The organism is Photobacterium sp. GB-56, from assembly GCF_003026105.1.
In the GTDB taxonomy this organism is placed as follows: Bacteria; Pseudomonadota; Gammaproteobacteria; order Enterobacterales; family Vibrionaceae; genus Photobacterium.
Window position 1 is genome coordinate 1 of the sequence record NZ_PYNW01000030.1, and the last position, 17,881, is coordinate 17,881.

At 42.7% G+C, this 17,881-nt stretch carries 11 protein-coding genes, 7 tRNA genes and 1 rRNA gene; 9 read left to right on the forward strand and 10 right to left on the reverse strand.

The genetic code is table 11. From position 1 onward, the window contains the following. Positions 1 to 129: 129 nt before the first annotated feature. The 5 genes from C9J42_RS20785 to C9J42_RS20805 form a co-directional block, all read right to left on the reverse strand. Positions 130 to 206: transfer RNA gene (locus C9J42_RS20785), tRNA-Pro, on the reverse strand. A gap of 53 nt (positions 207 to 259) precedes the next feature. Further along, positions 260 to 335 (reverse strand) — tRNA-His (locus C9J42_RS20790). A gap of 9 nt (positions 336 to 344) precedes the next feature. Further along, positions 345 to 421 (reverse strand) — tRNA-Pro (locus C9J42_RS20795). A 76-nt stretch (positions 422 to 497) separates the two neighbouring features. Further along, a tRNA-His gene (locus C9J42_RS20800) sits at positions 498 to 573 on the reverse strand. A 35-nt stretch (positions 574 to 608) separates the two neighbouring features. Next, positions 609 to 685, reverse strand: a tRNA-Arg gene (locus C9J42_RS20805). Between the two features lie 278 nt (positions 686 to 963). On the opposite strand from C9J42_RS20805, the gene C9J42_RS20810 reads away from it, so the two are divergent. Continuing rightward, positions 964 to 1,371 (forward strand): cytochrome c5 family protein, encoded by a 408-nt coding sequence (locus C9J42_RS20810; protein ID WP_107288078.1) that lies wholly within the window; start codon positions 964 to 966, stop codon positions 1,369 to 1,371. A 92-nt stretch (positions 1,372 to 1,463) separates the two neighbouring features. Here the strand turns inward: C9J42_RS20810 and rep are convergent, their stop codons facing one another. Then, the gene (gene rep, locus C9J42_RS20815) at positions 1,464 to 3,479 is read right to left on the reverse strand and encodes a DNA helicase Rep (RefSeq protein WP_107208554.1); all 2,016 of its coding nucleotides are present in this window, start codon (positions 3,477 to 3,479) and stop codon (positions 1,464 to 1,466) included. A gap of 310 nt (positions 3,480 to 3,789) precedes the next feature. Between rep and C9J42_RS20820 the strand changes: the two genes are divergently transcribed. The 6 genes from C9J42_RS20820 to C9J42_RS20845 all read left to right on the forward strand — a co-directional run bounded on the left by C9J42_RS20820 (position 3,790) and on the right by C9J42_RS20845 (position 13,499). Then, entirely contained in the window at positions 3,790 to 4,938 is a 1,149-nt protein-coding gene (locus C9J42_RS20820; protein WP_107208553.1) for an efflux RND transporter periplasmic adaptor subunit, read from the forward strand. Positions 4,939 to 4,947: 9 nt separating this feature from the next. Beyond that, positions 4,948 to 8,067, forward strand: coding sequence for an efflux RND transporter permease subunit (locus C9J42_RS20825; RefSeq protein WP_107288079.1), 3,120 nt, complete (start codon positions 4,948 to 4,950; stop codon positions 8,065 to 8,067). A 217-nt stretch (positions 8,068 to 8,284) separates the two neighbouring features. Beyond that, a complete protein-coding gene (locus tag C9J42_RS20830) occupies positions 8,285 to 8,896 on the forward strand; it encodes a TetR/AcrR family transcriptional regulator (protein WP_107208551.1) in 612 nt (203 codons plus the stop codon). 27 nt (positions 8,897 to 8,923) lie between these two features. After that, positions 8,924 to 10,027, forward strand: coding sequence for an efflux RND transporter periplasmic adaptor subunit (locus C9J42_RS20835; RefSeq protein WP_107208550.1), 1,104 nt, complete (start codon positions 8,924 to 8,926; stop codon positions 10,025 to 10,027). Between the two features lie 16 nt (positions 10,028 to 10,043). Further along, positions 10,044 to 13,121, forward strand: a complete 3,078-nt coding sequence (locus tag C9J42_RS20840) for a multidrug efflux RND transporter permease subunit (RefSeq protein ID WP_107208549.1) — start codon at positions 10,044 to 10,046, stop codon at positions 13,119 to 13,121. Positions 13,122 to 13,229: 108 nt separating this feature from the next. After that, positions 13,230 to 13,499 (forward strand): accessory factor UbiK family protein, encoded by a 270-nt coding sequence (locus C9J42_RS20845; RefSeq protein WP_107208548.1) that lies wholly within the window; start codon positions 13,230 to 13,232, stop codon positions 13,497 to 13,499. Between the two features lie 67 nt (positions 13,500 to 13,566). Here the strand turns inward: C9J42_RS20845 and ilvC are convergent, their stop codons facing one another. Next, positions 13,567 to 15,051, reverse strand: coding sequence for a ketol-acid reductoisomerase (ilvC, locus tag C9J42_RS20850; RefSeq protein ID WP_005372215.1), 1,485 nt, complete (start codon positions 15,049 to 15,051; stop codon positions 13,567 to 13,569). A gap of 134 nt (positions 15,052 to 15,185) precedes the next feature. Here ilvC and ilvY point away from each other — a divergent pair, with 134 nt between their 5' ends. Beyond that, positions 15,186 to 16,082: an HTH-type transcriptional activator IlvY gene (gene ilvY, locus C9J42_RS20855; RefSeq protein ID WP_107208575.1), complete on the forward strand. Its 897-nt coding sequence runs from the start codon at positions 15,186 to 15,188 to the stop codon at positions 16,080 to 16,082. Between the two features lie 37 nt (positions 16,083 to 16,119). Then, a complete protein-coding gene (locus tag C9J42_RS20860; RefSeq protein ID WP_107208547.1) occupies positions 16,120 to 17,325 on the forward strand; it encodes an NAD(P)-binding domain-containing protein in 1,206 nt (401 codons plus the stop codon). 106 nt (positions 17,326 to 17,431) lie between these two features. Here the strand turns inward: C9J42_RS20860 and C9J42_RS20865 are convergent. The 3 genes from C9J42_RS20865 to rrf all read right to left on the reverse strand — a co-directional run bounded on the left by C9J42_RS20865 (position 17,432) and on the right by rrf (position 17,838). Further along, positions 17,432 to 17,508: transfer RNA gene (locus C9J42_RS20865), tRNA-Trp, on the reverse strand. Positions 17,509 to 17,545: 37 nt separating this feature from the next. Next, positions 17,546 to 17,622 (reverse strand) — tRNA-Asp (locus tag C9J42_RS20870). A 100-nt stretch (positions 17,623 to 17,722) separates the two neighbouring features. Continuing rightward, a 5S ribosomal RNA gene (gene rrf, locus C9J42_RS20875) occupies positions 17,723 to 17,838 on the reverse strand. Between the last annotated feature and the right edge of the window lie 43 nt (positions 17,839 to 17,881).

Here is a 17,881-nt window from a genome sequence, read left to right on the forward strand (position 1 = left end):
TCGGTGAAGAGCAAGGTTCTAATATCAGGGAACCCCCGACCCTTGGCGCTCTAATCAATAACACTGAGCGACTTAAGCTTTTCTATAGACGAAAAAAAACCGCATCTTTCGATACGGTTTTCTTAATAGTGGTCGGTGAAGAGGGATTCGAACCCCCGACCCTCTGGTCCCAAACCAGATGCGCTACCAAACTGCGCTATTCACCGACAATGTTTTAGGCTTTTAATGCCAAGGCTTCTTAATAAGATAACCTAAATAATGGGGTGGCTAACGAGACTTGAACTCGCGACAACCGGAATCACAATCCGGGACTCTACCAACTGAGCTATAGCCACCATTATAAGTGGTCGGTGAAGAGGGATTCGAACCCCCGACCCTCTGGTCCCAAACCAGATGCGCTACCAAACTGCGCTATTCACCGACTTAATTCTGTGTGCTTGAATAAACAAGCGGGCTTTAAAAAAGCCAGAAAGCTGACGTATCAACTCTCTATAATATGGGGTGGCTAACGAGGCTTGAACTCGCGACAACCGGAATCACAATCCGGGACTCTACCAACTGAGCTATAGCCACCAATGTATTACCTTCCGCCAATACGACCATTTAAATGGTGCGCCCGAAAGGATTCGAACCTTCGGCCTTTGGCTCCGGAGGCCAACGCTCTATCCAGCTGAGCTACGGGCGCCTTGCCCTATCGACGGGGGTGAATATTACGGATCAGAACGCCTCTCGGCAAGTGTTTTTTTTTATTTTTCTTTCGCTCGCTGATTTTATGCTCAAATAACTATTGATTCGTATCATACAAATACAGCGCACAAGTTTGATCCTACAGCACAACCCGATATACTAACAAATATGCAACAATATAATCATTTAAAAACATTAACCGTTCAATTTCAACATTAGCTGCGCATAAAGATAACAACAACTAAAAATACAATTGGGAAGTATAAGGTGAACGCCATGGATTTTTCTTTTCGACAATTTTTATTCGCTGCTGTAGTCGCATTCACCATTGCAGCTCCCACAGTTGCTGACGACATGACAGATGAAGCTATTGCTGAACGCATTAAACCTGTAGGTTCATTACATCTTGAAGGTGAAGCCCCTATTGTAGAAGTCACAGTAGCTCCACGTAATGGTGATGCCGTTTATAATACTTTTTGTGCTTCTTGTCATACTTCTGGTGTCATGGGGGCGCCAAAGAAAGACGATGCGGGTGATTGGTCTGCTCGTATTGCCCAAGGTAAAGATGTGTTAGCCGATCATGCTATTAATGGCTTTAAGGCTATGCCTGCAAAAGGGGCCTGTATGGATTGTAGTGATGAAGAAATTGTTGCCGCAATTAATTATATGATTGCTGGCTTATAATTTTTCTCAACCATAAATTTCTCAATCATAAATAAAGAGGGTGAGCATTATTAATGCTCACCCTCTTTTTATATGGCCGCTATTTTGTAGGGTTACTTTTTAAACATCGCGCGAATATTAGCAATATGCGCTTGCCCTTTGTTCATCCGCTCTTCAGCAGAAACAGGTTTGCGCTCACTTTCCCACTCCAAATCATCTTGTGGTAATTCGTACAAGAATCGACTTGGCTCAGGTTTGATTAGCTCGCCATACTGACGACGCTCTTTACATAAAGTAAAGGTTAGTTCGCGCTGTGCTCGCGTGATCCCAACATATGCAAGGCGACGTTCTTCATCAACGTTTTCTTCATCAATGCTGGTTTGGTGCGGCAAGATCCCCTCTTCTGTCCCCACTAAGAACACATAAGGAAACTCCAGCCCTTTAGAGGCGTGCAACGTCATAAGTTGTACTTGATCAGCATCGTCATCATCATCCCCTCGTTCCATCATGTCGCGTAGGGTTAAACGTTGCACCACTTCTTTTAAGGTTTTCTCTTCATTATCATAGTTATCACCTTCTAAATCAGCGGTGATCCAACTATATAAATCAGAGACGTTTTTCATTCGCATCTCAGCAGCTTTTGGGCTTGGTGAGGTTTCGTATAGCCAATCTTCGTAATGAATATCACGCACTAATTGACGCACAGCCGCCACCGTATCACCGCGTTCAGCATTATCTGCTAATTGATTAACCCAATGGGTAAAGCGTTGCAGTGATTCTAAACCTCGACCTGATAGGTGTTGCTCTAACCCCATCTCAAAACTCGCGGCAAACAAGCTTTTGCCACGCATGTTAGCGTATGTCCCAAGCTTTTCGAGTGTCACTGGGCCGATTTCTCGACGTGGTGTATTGACGATACGTAAAAATGCGTTGTCATCATCGAGGTTAGTCAGTAGACGTAAGTACGCCATGATGTCTTTGATTTCAGAACGTGAGAAAAATGATGTGCCACCTGAAATTTTATAAGGAATACGGTTTTGCATCAGCGACTTTTCAAACAAGCGTGACTGATGGTTACCTCGATACAAGATCGCATAATCTTTATAAGCGGTGTTATTCATAAAGCGATGAGCAATGAGTTCACCAATCACTTTTTCTGCTTCATGCTCTTCATTTTTCGCTGTGATCACTTTAAGCATCGCGCCATCAGGGATCTCAGAGAAAAGGGCTTTTTCAAATAAGTGGGGGTTATTAGCGATCAAAATATTCGCTGTTCGCAAAATACGGCTAGTCGAACGGTAATTTTGCTCGAGTTTGATCACTTTTAAACTAGGGAAATCTTTATTCAGCAAGCCTAGATTTTCTGGCTGCGCTCCACGCCATGAGTAAATAGACTGATCGTCATCACCAACCACAGTAAAGCGCGCACGCTCACCTACCAATAGTTTTACAAATAAGTATTGGCTAGTATTGGTATCTTGATACTCATCCACCAGCAAGTAACGAATACGGTTCTGCCAATGTTTACGCACTTCGGCGTTATCTCGCAGCAACAAAACAGGCAGTAAAATCAAATCATCAAAATCTAATGCGTTATAGGCTTTCATTTGACGCTGGTACATTTCATAGCAATGTGCAAACAATTGATCGCGCTCACTACGGGCGTGTGCTGCCGCATCGGCTGGCGATAACATGTCATTTTTCCAATTAGAAATAGAGGACATTAATTGCTTTAATAAATCTTTATCGCCTTCAAGCTCATCTTCGGTGAGCTCTTTGAGAAGCGCCATTTGGTCTTGATCATCAAACAGTGAAAAACTGGCTTTTAAACCTAAATGCTTATATTCACGACGAATGATATTCAAACCTAAAGTATGAAAGGTAGAAACCATCAACCCTTTCGATTCTTGACGTCCTAATGTTTGCCCTACACGCTCTTTCATTTCACGTGCCGCTTTATTAGTAAAAGTCAACGCGGCAATATTGCGTGCTTTGTAATCACACTGCTGTACTAAATAAGCAATTTTATTAGTGATCACACGGGTTTTACCAGAGCCTGCACCAGCAAGTACTAAGCATGGCCCAGAAACGTATTTTACTGCTTCTGTTTGCCTTGGGTTCAGTTTCATTCGTTATCCTGACGCTCGTTTAAAAAGGTGCATATACATTCACTTTAAACTTGAGTTTTATTCATATAGCAAATACTAAAACTCAGACCAATCACAAAAAATCATACGTAATGATTAACAATCCCCTAAAGGTATAAATAGTAATTTCTACGTGACTCCATGGTAGAAACTCTATTTTATGCCAAAAATAACCGTTCTGTGTTTAAACGGTTATCATAGGTTACAAAATGGTAAATAGTGGTTACTCTATTGTAAATCCATATATTTGGATATTTACGCTCGGTTATATTGCTTAAAATTAGGAGATTTCATGCGGAAAATCGCAAAAATGGCCATGGTTGTCAGTATGGCACTATGGGTAACAGCTTGTGATCAGAATGCGGCAGAAAATACTGCGCAACAAGCAGCAAAAAGTATCCCCGTCGGTACTATTGCCATTACATCTCACCCACAAGAAATCCGCGTGGAATTACCCGGTCGAAGCAAAGCTTATTTAGAAGCAGAAGTTCGTCCTCAAGTTTCTGGCATTATCACAAACCGTGGTTTTACCGAAGGTAGTGATGTAAAGAAAGGCCAATCACTCTATAACATTGACTCTGCAACTTATAATGCCGCTTACTTAAGTGCTAAAGCAGAACTTGCCAAGGCACAAGCAACGTTAGAATCAGCAAAAGCATTAGCTATTCGTAGTAAAAAGCTAGTAGAACGCGGTGCTTTCAGCAAACAAACTAACGATGATAACCAAGCTGCCTATAAAGTTGCTATCGCAGGACTTGAAGTAGCAAAAGCAAACGTCAATACAGCCAAAATCAATTTAGATTATACCAAAGTTAAAGCCCCAATTTCAGGTCGTATTGGTCAATCTTCTGTAACTCCTGGCGCATTAGTTAATGCAGGGCAAGCTCAAGTACTTGCAACTATTCAGCAGTTAGATCCCATTAATGTCGATATTGCTCAATCTAGTGCGCAATTACTCCGTTTAAAAGCGGCATTAAAGCAAGGTGAACTCCAAGCTAGCCAGAATGCTGATGTTGAACTTATCCTAGAAGATGGTTCGGTTTATCCTCATCACGGCGTATTACAGTTTTCTGAAGTCAACGTTGATCCTAATACAGGCTCTGTCACATTACGCGCTGAATTCCCAAATCCAGACGGTATCTTACTTCCGGGTATGTATGTTCGCGCAGTGCTAAACACAGGTACCGATCCTAAAGCTATCATGGTTCCACAAAAAGCCGTTACCCGTAATAGTAAAGGCGAAGCAACGGTCATGGTTGTTAATGCCGAAAACAAAGTGGAATCTCGCCTTGTAACTACAGCACAAGTGATTGATAACCAATGGCGTATCACCAAAGGCTTAAAAGATGGTGACCAAGTCATTGTTGATGGCTTACAAAAAGTTCGCCCAGGTGCTTTGGTTCAACCGACCATAGCCGATAACACACAACCACAAAAGTAGAGATAAGATATGGCTCGTTTCTTTATCGATCGCCCTATTTTTGCTTGGGTGATCGCAATTATCGTGATGCTTGCGGGGGTACTGTCAATTCTCAAATTGCCAGTGTCGCAGTATCCGAGTATTGCACCACCTACGGTGGTGATCAGCGCTAGCTACCCTGGCGCAAACGCAAAAACCATGGAAGATACCGTTACTCAGGTTATCGAACAACGTATGACAGGTATCGATAACCTGCGCTATTTATCCTCCACCAGTGATAGCTTTGGTAATACTCAAATTACCCTCACCTTTAATGCTGAAGCGGATCCTGATATCGCTCAGGTACAGGTGCAGAACAAACTGCAATCAGCCCTTCCTCTGTTACCAATGGAAGTGCAACAACAAGGTGTGAAGGTAAACAAAGCAAGCTCATCATTCTTGATGGTTGTTGGTTTCTATTCTGAAGATGGCTCAATGGATAAAAACGATATTTCGGACTATATCAGTTCGAATGTTGCCGATCCTATGAGTCGTGTTCCGGGTGTGGGTGAAATCACCACTTTCGGTGCACAATATGCGATGCGTATCTGGCTAGATCCTTTAAAACTGACCAAATATAACCTTACCAGTATTGATGTTATTTCGGCAATTAAAGAGCAGAATGCACAGATCTCGGCAGGTCAACTTGGTGCATCTCCTTCTCTGCCAGGCCAAGAGCTTAACGCGACAGTTTCCGCACAAAGCCGCTTACAAACACCAGAAGAATTTAAAAACATTATTGTTAAATCTGACTCTTCTGGCGCAACAGTCCACCTTAGTGATGTTGCACGAGTTGAATTAGGGGCTGAAAGTTATTCAGTTCAAGTACTTTACAACGGAAAACCTGCTAGTGGTTTAGGTATAAAACTCGCTACAGGGGCTAATGCACTTGCGACAGCAGAAGCGGTAAAAGCGAAAGTTGAAGAGCTAAAACCTTTCTTTCCTGAAGGTTTAACCGCGGTTTACCCGTACGATACTACGCCATTCGTTGAAAAATCGATTGAAGGGGTTGTTCATACACTGTTTGAGGCGGTGGCACTGGTGTTTATCATCATGTACCTGTTCTTACAGAACTTCCGTGCAACCTTGATCCCAACTATTGCGGTTCCCGTTGTACTATTAGGTACCTTTGCGGTGCTGTCTCTGGCGGGATACTCCATCAATACTTTAACCATGTTCGCGATGGTGCTTGCCATCGGCTTGCTGGTTGATGATGCTATCGTGGTGGTAGAAAACGTTGAACGTGTGATGCATGAAGAAGGCTTAAATGCCGTTGAAGCAACACGTAAGTCGATGGATCAGATCACGGGCGCACTGGTCGGTATTGCCTTAACCCTCTCTGCTGTATTTGTTCCTATGGCATTTATGTCAGGCTCAACAGGGGTTATTTACCGTCAGTTCTCAATAACCATTGTTACCGCCATGGCACTCTCAGTCTTGGTGGCCGTGATTTTGACCCCTGCCTTGTGTGCAACCATGCTAAAACCGGTAGAGCACGGAGAGAAGAAAGGCTTCTTTGGTTGGTTTAACCGCACCTTTGATAACTTAACCAAGCGCTATGAATCAAGTGTTGCGGCGATGATCAAGCGCTCTATTCGCGTGATGTTTATCTTCCTTGGCCTAACCGTTGCTGTCGGTTGGATCTTCATGCGTATGCCAACCTCGTTCTTACCTGATGAAGATCAGGGTATCTTGTTTAGTCAGGCTATTTTGCCAGTTAACTCGACCCAAGAACAAACCCAAGAGGTGATGGATAAAGTCTCTGATTACTACCTAACTCAAGAAAAAGATAGCGTCGCTAGTGTGTTTAGTGTGTCAGGCTTTAGTTTTGCCGGTAGTGGTCAAAACATGGGTATGGCCTTTGTTGGATTAAAAGATTGGTCAGATCGTCAGTTACCAGGAATGGATGTAAAATCTATCGTTAATCGTTCAATGGCTTACTTCCATCAAATCAAAAATGCATTGGTATTTTCATTTGCACCACCAGCGGTGATTGAATTGGGTACTGCCAGTGGTTTTGACTTCTATCTCCAAGATAGAAGCGGCCAAGGACACGATAAACTGATCGCGGCGCGTAACCAGCTATTAGCTCTAGCGGCACAAAATCCAAACCTTATTGGGGTTCGTCCTAACGGACAAGAAGATGCACCGATGTACCAAATCAATATTGATCAAGCCAAAATTCGTGCTCTCGGCATTGATATTCAATCGGTGAATCAAGTATTGGGTACCGCTTGGGGTAGTTCGTATGTGAATGACTTCATCGACCGCGGACGTGTGAAAAAAGTGTTCGTACAAGGTGATGCACAATATCGTATGAAACCAACGGATTTAGATACCTGGTATGTCCGTAACAACAAAGGTGAAATGGTGCCATTCTCCGCATTTGCGACGGGTGAATGGAAATACGCATCACCTCGACTTGAGCGTTTCAATGCGACACCTGCGGTCAACATTCAGGGCAGCGTGGTTGCAGGTTACAGTACAGGTCAGGCAATGCTTGATATTGAAGAGATGGTGAAACAATTACCACCAGGCTTCGGTGTTGAGTGGAATGGCTTATCCTATGAAGAGCGTCTATCAGGTAACCAAGCACCTATGCTGTATGCGTTATCTATCTTAGTTGTATTCTTAGTACTTGCAGCCTTGTATGAAAGCTGGTCTGTTCCTTTTGCCGTGGTATTAGTCGTGCCACTTGGGATCATCGGTGCACTACTGGCCATGAACGCTCGTGGTATGCCAAATGACGTGTTCTTCCAAGTAGGTCTATTAACCACAGTTGGCTTGGCAACTAAGAACGCCATCTTGATTGTCGAATTTGCTAAGGAGTACTACGAAAAAGGCGCTGGACTGGTTGAAGCAACACTCCACGCTGTTCGTGTACGTCTGCGGCCGATTATCATGACATCACTGGCATTTGGTCTCGGTGTTGTGCCATTGGCAATCAGTACTGGTGTAGGCTCTGGCGGTAAGAATGCGATTGGTACTGCAGTACTTGGCGGTATGTTAAGTTCGACATTCCTTGGGATTTTCTTTATTCCAATATTCTTTGTGGTGGTTGAGCGTATTTTCAGCCGCGGCAAAAAGAAAAATACCGACAATAAAGAGTAAGTAGCCGAGTAATACTTCCTCCGAAAAATAAATTAGCGCATGCCTTTGGGTGTGCGTTTTTTTACCTCTAACTTCCTCTAATAGCAACACCTATAACATCTAACAAATAAGTTCAAAGCCACCATTCGCCTAGCATATAACTTAAACTGAATAATCAATGAATATTGTGCAAAAGCCATATTAAAAACTTGCGTATCAAGGGTGACTATCTACAATAATGAACGAGCGTTCATTCATTGCACCCCCAAATATGATTACCACTATGAATGAGAAAAAAGTACGTATATTGGCAGCGACAGAAAAGCTACTTGCTGAATTTGGTTTTCACGGCCTTTCAATGCAAATGGTGGCTAAAGAAGCCAATGTTGCAGCAGGAACTATTTATCGTTACTTCAACGATAAAGACGACTTACTCAACCAATTACATGATCATATTTTAAGTTATATCGCCGCTCAAATTAGTAACAATGTTGTCGATACCATGCCAATTAAGCAGCGTTATCGCACCATGTGGCTTAATTTATGGCATATGACACTAAATGGTGATGCCCCATTGATCATTCGGGGTCAGTTCCAAAATCTGCCTTGTCGCAGTAGACAAGAGCAGAAGCACTTAAGCCAAAAATTATTTTCTTCCGTAGCAACTATGTTTAATGAAGGAAAAACCTGCGGCTTATTTAAAAATATTGATAACGAGGTTCTGAGTGTTTTGAGCCTTGAGACGAGTTGTAACCTAGCTCGACGTCAAATCAATGGTGGTTTACAGATCAACGATGACGAACTTGAAGCAGTAATCAATGCTTCGTGGGACGCCATCATTCTGCATTAATAGCGTAAAACCGGAGCAAACTTTACAATGAAAAAATGGATAGTCGTGTTACTTCTTGTCCTCCTGTTATTCGGGAGCGTCATTGGTTTCAACTTGTTCAAACAGAAAAAAATCGCGGAGTACATGGCAAATATGCCAGAGCCCAATTATCCAGTTACGGCGATGACAACAAAAGGAGAGAACTGGTATCCAGCCATTCAAGCGATTGGTTTTATTGAACCAGTACAAGGTGTAACATTAACTTCTGAAGCCTCAGGTGTGATCAGCAAAATTGCATTTGAATCAGGTCAGCATGTTAAAGCCGGTCAAGAGTTAGTATCAATTAACTCTAATGTAGAAGTCTCTAGCCTAGAAAGTACTAAAGCGAAATTACCGGCAGTAGAGGCTACCTACAAGCGCTACCAAGATCTATATCGTAAAGGCTCGGTATCTAAATCAAACCTTGATGAAGCAAAAGCTAATTACCTTGCACTTGTCTCACAGATCAAATCGTTAGAAGAATCAATCCAACGCCGTGATATCGTGGCACCCTTTACTGGTGAAGTTGGCTTACGTAATGTTTACTTAGGTCAGTACATTCAACCGGGTACGCAAATTGTTCGCCTTGAAGATACCCGTACCATGCGTTTTCGCTTTACGGTTCCTCAAACAGATATTTCTAAGATCAAAATTGGTCAAGAAGTAGATATCAATGTCGATGCTTACCAAGATATTAACTTCAAGGGTCAAATCACAGCGATTGAGCCGGCAGTAAATGCCCAGACAGGTCTAATCCAAGTTCAAGCAGATATTCCAAACAGTGGCGGCAAATTACGTAGCGGTATGTTTGCTCGTGCACGCGTGATCTTACCAACCATTCCCGATCAAATTATCGTCCCACAAACTGCGATTACTTACACCTTATACGGTGACACGGTATACGTATTAAAAGAACAAGACGGTAAATTACGTGCAATTCAAACAGTGATAACCACAGGTCAAAATCATGGTAATCAAGTGCGAATCCTTTCTGGTATTAAAGCTGGCGAGCAAATTGTTACTACAGGTCAAATCCGTTTAAGTAATAAGACACTAGTACATATAGTTGAAAATGATGCACTTAAAGCTCCAGCCGTAACCCCACTGTTGTAATTGGAGAACACTCAGTATGCGCTTTACTGATATATTTATCAGACGCCCAGTCCTCGCAATTTCGATCAGTTTAATGATCGCATTGCTCGGATTTCAGGCGATTTTCAAAATGCAGGTTCGACAGTATCCAGAAATGACCAACACCGTAGTAACCGTAAGCACAGCTTACTACGGTGCAAGTGCCGATCTGATGCAGGGCTTTATTACTCAGCCCTTAGAACAAGCCATTGCCCAAGCCGATAATATTGACTACATCACCGCCCAAAGTACCTTGGGGATGTCGACAATTACGGTACAAATGAAACTGAATACCAACCCCAATGCAGCCTTGGCTGACATTTTGGCGAAGGTAAACTCAGTACGTTCACAACTACCTACAGAAACCCAAGATCCAACGATCACCTTATCAACAGGTGGTGATACCGGTGTGCTTTACTTAGGTTTCACCAGTAAGAGCTTAAACTCGAGTCAAATCACTGACTACATTGAGCGAGTGGTTAAACCACAGTTATTTACCGTTAACGGTGTGTCTAAAGTCGATATGTACGGTGGTGTTCCTTACGCCTTACGTGTTTGGTTAGATCCACAAAAGATGGCGGCATTTAACCTATCAGCTGCCGATGTTATTCAAGTACTCAAAGCCAATAACTACCAATCTGCTGTTGGTCAGGTTAATAACGACTTTGTACTTTATAACGGCAGCGCTAACACGCAATCAAATAGTCCTGAAACACTAGAAAAGTTAGTTGTTACTAGTAAAGATGGTCAAGTCACTCGCTTAGGTGACATTGCTAAAGTGACGTTATCAAGAAGCAGTGACAGCTACCGTGCGACAGCAAATGGTCAAGAAGCCGTAGTCGCCGCTATCCAAGCAGCGCCGAGTGCAAACCCAATTGATATTGCATCCGATGTGCTAAAACTACTGCCAACCATTGAACGTAATATGCCAAGCACCATCAAAATGACGGTGATGTACGATTCAACGATTGCGATTAACGACTCGATTCATGAGGTCATTAAAACCATCCTTGAAGCAGCCGTGATTGTATTAGTGGTGATAGCCCTATTTATCGGTTCACTACGCTCGGTACTGATCCCAATCATCACGATCCCGCTATCACTTGTTGGTGTCGCCCTCGTGATGCAAATGTTTGGTTTTTCTTGGAACCTCATGACACTACTGGCCATGGTACTCGCCATCGGACTGGTGGTGGATGACGCCATCGTTGTTCTTGAAAACGTTGAGCGTCACATGAAAATGGGACAAAGCCCTTTCCGTGCTGCCATTATTGGTACCCGTGAAATTGCCGTTCCGGTTATTTCGATGACTATCGCCCTAGGCGCGGTATACGCACCTATCGCATTAATGGGTGGCTTAACAGGCTCGCTGTTTAAAGAGTTTGCATTAACACTCGCGGGCGCCGTATTTATTTCAGGGATCATCGCACTAACATTATCGCCGGTAATGTGTGCCCACTTCCTGAAAGAAAACGCAGCGCCAAATAAATTTGAACAAACAGTGCATCGCTTCCTTGATCGCCTCACCCTACGCTATGAAAAAATGCTAGGTGGCATCATGAAGATGCGTTCAGTCGTGATTGTATTTGCAATTTGTGCATTTGCGAGCTTACCGTTCTTATTCAAGTTCATTCCAAGTGAACTGGCACCAGCTGAAGATAATGGTGTGGTGGTATTCCAAGGTAATGCGCCATCAAACGCAAACTTGGATTACATTGAAGACACCATGAACCAAGTTAACAAGGTGCTAACCGATCAAAAGAGCGTAGAGTATGCACAGGTATTCTCCGGTATCCCTGCATCTAACCAAGCCTTTGGTCTAGCGACCTTGAAACCTTGGAGTCAGCGTGATCAGAGCCAAGCCGAAGTGGCAAATGAGGTTGCTAAGAAAATCAAAGACATTCCTCAAATGTCAGTGGCTGCGTTCCAAATGCCAAGCTTGCCTGGTGCTGGCGGTGGTTTCCCTGTGCAGTTCGTGATCACCACGCCGAATAACTTTAAAAGTTTGTTCCAAGTGGCATCTGATATGCTGACTAAGGTGAAAGACAACCCGATGTTCGTCTACTCAGATCTTAACTTGAAGTACGACTCGGCAGATATGAAAATCAATATCAACAAAGACAAAGCAGGCGCTTATGGTGTGACGATGCAATCAATCGGTAACACATTAAGTACCATGTTAGCCGGTGGTGATATTAACCGTGTTGATATCTTAGGTCGTTCATACAAGGTGATCCCACAGGTTGAGCGTAAGAATCGTTTCAATCCAAATGATTTAAACAACTATTATGTGAAAACCAATACTGGTGATCTGATCCCACTAGGTAGCTTAGTAACCATCACGGTGAAATCAACCCCACCAACGTTACCAAGCTTTAACCAGCAAAACGCAGCAACCATCAGTGGCGTATTAGCCCCTGGCACATCCATTGGTGAAGCGGTAAGTTGGTTAAATACCGAAGCAGCAAAAGTTCTCCCTAAAGGTTATAGCTATAACTACCTTGGTGAGAGCCGTCAGTACGTAACAGAAGGTAATGCACTATACGCAACCTTCGGTTTAGCATTGGCTGTTATCTTCCTAGTACTTGCGATTCAATTTGAATCACTTCGCGATCCGCTGGTTATTCTTGTGTCAGTTCCACTTGCTATTTGTGGTGCGTTAATCGCACTGGCATGGGGAGCGACGACCTTGAATATCTACTCACAAATCGGTTTGATAACCTTGATAGGTTTGATAACCAAACACGGCATCTTGATCTGTGAAGTAGCAAAAGAAGAACAGTTATACCATGGTAAGAATCGCTTAGAAGCGGTCATGGAAGCCGCGAAGATACGTCTTCGTCCAATCCTAATGACCACATGTGCGATGATTGCAGGCTTGGTTCCACTACTTTACGCATCAGGCGCAGGTGCAGCCTCTCGCTTTAGTATTGGTATCGTTATCGTGGCAGGTCTTTCTATCGGTACATTGTTTACCTTGTTTGTTCTGCCAGTTATCTATACATTCCTCGCAAGCGAACACAAACCGCTACCTGTATTCGTTGAAGATGACGATGCAACAGATAGCCATTTCTAAGTAATAAATAAATGAAAAAGGGCGCTGGAACTTCCGCGCCCTTTTATTTTAGCTAGTACGACGATTACAATAGAAGAATAACGATTCTCGCAACGGAGTAAGCGAATCATGTTTGATCCAAAGAAGCTTGAGCAAGTAGCTAAGCAAATTCAAGACGCAATGCCACAGCCAGTAAAAGAGCTCGGCAATGACGTTGAGCAAAAAGTACGACAAGTGATCCAAGCGCAATTGGGTAAATTAGATGTCGTGAACCGTGAAGAATTTGATGTGCAAACTCAGGTTCTCCTTCGTACTCGACAGAAGCTTAATGAACTTGAGCAAAAAATGGCAGAGCTTGAAGCAAAACTTGATGCTGAAGCGAAAAGCGATAACGCTTAATTTGAAAATTCCGACATTAAAAAGCCCGGTATAAACCGGGCTTTTTTCTATTTAATCAACGCTAAAATTAACCGCCAACAGCAATTTGCTTCATGTCTTTCATGTAACCACGTAGCTCTTTACCAATCACTTCTACTGGGTGATTACGCAGCGCTTCATTCACTTCAATTAACTTCTGGTTATCAGCAAAGTTAGATGTCTCACCTAGTCCTTTACCAATCACATCCGTCGCTACTTTTGGCATGAACTGCTCACGAAGTAGAGGTGTTGCCACGTTTGCAAATAGGTAGTTACCGTATTCTGCGGTATCAGAGATCACTACGTTCATTTCATATAAACGCTTACGTGCAATAGTATTTGCGATAAGTGGTAGTTCGTGTAGCGACTCGTAGTATGCTGACTCATCAATGATGCCTGATGCCGTCATTGCTTCAAATGCCAGCTCAACCCCTGCACGTACCATAGCAACCATCAAGATGCCGTTATCAAAGTACTCTTGCTCACTGATTTGAATATCAGAAGATGGGTAGTTTTCGAATTGTGTTTCAGCGGTCTCACCACGCCAGCCAAGAAGATCAGCATCATCGTTCGCCCAGTCAGCCATCATAGTGCTAGAGAAGTGACCAGAGATAATGTCATCCATGTGCTTGTTGTAAAGTGGACGCATCAGATCTTTTAGCTCTTCCGATAGGTCAAACGCTTTTACTTTAGCTGGGTTTGATAGACGATCCATCATATGAGATACACCACCAAACTTCAGTGCTTCAGTGATTGTTTCCCAACCGTACTGCAGAAGTTTACCTGCGTATTCTGGTGCGATGCCATCAGCAATCATCTTCTCGTAACATACGATAGAACCTGCTTGTAGCATGCCACACAGGATCGTCTGCTCACCCATTAGATCAGATTTTACTTCAGCAACAAATGATGACTCAAGTACGCCCGCACGGTGCCCCCCCGTTGCTGCCGCCCATGCTTTAGCAATCTCAAGACCATCACCTTGTGGGTCATTTTCTGGGTGAACGGCAATCAGTGTTGGCACACCGAAACCACGCTTATATTCTTCACGAACTTCTGTACCTGGACACTTAGGTGCAACCATAACAACGGTTAAGTCTTTACGAATTTGCATGCCCTCTTCAACGATGTTGAAACCGTGTGAGTAACCAAGAGATGCACCTTGCTTCATTAATGGCATAACCGTTTCAACCACATTCGTGTGCTGCTTATCAGGTGTTAGGTTTACCACTAAATCAGCTTGTGGGATCAGTTGCTCGTAGCTACCTACTTCAAACCCATTTTCTTTTGCATTCTTAAATGATTGACGTTGCTCATCAATCGCCGCTTGGCGTAGCGCATAAGAGACATCTAGACCTGAGTCACGCATGTTTAGGCCTTGGTTTAGACCTTGCGCACCACAACCAACAATCACCACTTTCTTACCTTTAAGGTAATCAGCTTCTGTTGCGAATTCCGCACGATCCATAAAACGACAACGACCTAGTTGATCTAACTGCTGACGTAGGTTCAGGGTATTAAAATAATTAGCCATAACAACAAACTCCGTGAAAAAATAAATCCTTTAGTCGACATATTATTGTCGAATAACCTGATAGTAGATCAGGTAATTTGTTGCGCAAAGTGCTATATTCACAACAACTAATTGCAAATTGTGCAACATGGATGATGAATATTAAAAATCTGCAACTATTTATTCACCTTTGTGAGTCCCATAACTTTAGCCAAACAGCACAAGCCATGCATATCAGCCCTTCGGCATTAAGTCGCGTTATTCAGCGTCTCGAAGAGGAGTTAAGCCAAACCTTATTTATGCGTGATAATCGTAGTGTTGAATTAACGCTAGCTGGAAAGAAATTGCTTCCCGTCGCATCTTTAATTGTGAGTAATTGGTTCGAATTAAAAAGTGAATTACAGGAAGATCATTCTCAGCTACAAGGGAAATTAACCCTCTTCTGTTCGGTGACAGCAAGCTATAGCCACCTTCCTAATATCTTAAATAAGTTTCGCGTCATTTATCCCCATATCGAAATTCAACTTCAAACAGGGGATCCTGCCCTCGCAATAGAGAAAGTCCTATCCGGTGATGTCGACATCGCTATTGCTGCTAAACCAGACACCCTACCGTCTAAATTAACTTACATCGAAGTTGATCAAATCCAGATGTCGTTGATTGGGCCATTAATCTCATCACCCACATTACAAAAAAGCTTAACTTATGATCCAGATTGGAAATCTTTATCTTTTATACTGCCAGAATCAGGACCTGCGCGAACCCGTGCTGATAAATGGTTCAAGAAAAAGAAAATAACACCCTCTATTTATGCCCAAATATCAGGCCATGAAGCCATTGTTAGTATGGTTGCGCTTGGCTGTGGTGTAGGCATAGCGCCCGATGTTGTTATTAACAACAGTCCTGTTAGTGATAAAGTACAACGGTTTAACACAGAATCAATAGAGCCGATGAGTTTAGGTTTATGTTGTAAACAATCCCGTGAGCAAGAGCCTCTATTGCATGCTTTACTACAGCTTTTTAATGATAGCTATGTAGATAACTTACTTTAGCTCGTTTTATTAGTGCATTTTTCAAGGAACAACAGTAGTGCCTAGTCCAATATTAACGCATTCATATTGTGCTGATTTTTATGCTGATCATGGTTATCAATTTCTAAAAAAACTCTCACAAGAATATGTTCTCCCTAATAATCTTGTGATTTTTTCTGTCATGCATTGCTATGAAGGCTCTTTACCCTATATTAACGTTCTTGCCGAGCTCGCAGACAAACTTATATTCATTCCCAAAGATGCCACTGTAGGCGCAAACCCAGAACTTCTCGCAACGATAAAGAAAATCCCACGTTGTCATGTTGTTTCGACTCACAATAATAAAGCTCATTTAAAAAATATTGAGTATTGTGAGATGTTCATCCGCCAACATATTACTCCTGACACTCCTTTCCTTATTCTTGATCACGGTGGATATTTCTCGTCCTCTATTACACATATTTGCGACACCTTCAAAGAACAATGCATTGGTATTACTGAGTTAACCGCGAATGGCTTACAAAAATATCTTAATAAATCAATTTCAAAGCCTCTTGTTACGGTTTCCCATCTGAGTATCAAAGCGCCAGCAGATTTTGAAGCTTCTGAATGTATTGTTCACTATTCCGATCAAATATTACGAGAAGAATTTGGCCTTAAAATTAATAATTCAGGCTTTCTAAAAACTGGCGTAATCGGAGCGGGAAACCTTGGCCGCGGTGTGATAAAACATCTCAGATCAAAAGGTATTACCAATATTCATGTTACTGATATCGACCCAAGAAGATTAACTCAGTTTCCTCGTGACGGCATTCAAGCTTGCTCAATCAAATATTTAGTCGAACATTGTAATATGTTGTTTTGTTGCACAGGCAATCAATCAATTACACCTGAGATGATTGATGCACTTTCACAACCAATGTTTATCAGCACAGTTACCTCTGCTGATGATGAACTTCATTTGCCTGATTTATTACAACAAGGTGTACTCACCGAAGTGAAAACCAATAATTTAACCAAAGAATATAAAACACGTCATGGGTACAGCGTGTATCTCTTTGCGGGGGGGGAATCAGCAAATACGCCTTTTAAAACAGGGATGGGCGATCCAACTCTGTATTTATTTGAAGCGGCTCATATGCTTGCAGGATTAAAGCTCATTAAAGATGCCACGCAATTTAAACCAGGTATTCAATCATTATGTGAAGATGACGAAATAATGATAGCTGAACGTTGGCTACGTCACTTTTATCACTATCAATGATCATCATATTAAGCCTCACTTTATCGTGGGGCTTTCTTTATGTGGGAATTTACAATCATACAGACGTAAAAAAGCCTCGTCATTTCTGACGAGGCTTTCTTGAAGATGGCAGGGGTGGAGAGATTCGAACTCCCAACACGCGGATTTGGAATCCGCTGCTCTGCCAATTGGAGCTACACCCCTGTAGTTATTTTAAAGACTTAACTGTGTCTAAATAAAGTGGCGGAGCGGACGGGACTCGAACCCGCGACCCCCGGCGTGACAGGCCGGTATTCTAACCAACTGAACTACCGCTCCACACGGAGATAAAACTTTCGTTTTATCCGACATCCGTAGTTCAAAACGAATATCTTAACTTTTTGTCTTCACTTTTTGTAAAAGTGAAAACGAATTAGAAGCCTGGCGATGTCCTACTCTCACATGGGGAGGCCCCACACTACCATCGGCGCTATTACGTTTCACTACTGAGTTCGGCATGGGATCAGGTGGGTCCATAACGCTATGGTCGCCAAGCAAATTCGGTTTTATTTATTGTCATCGACAATAAATAGCAATC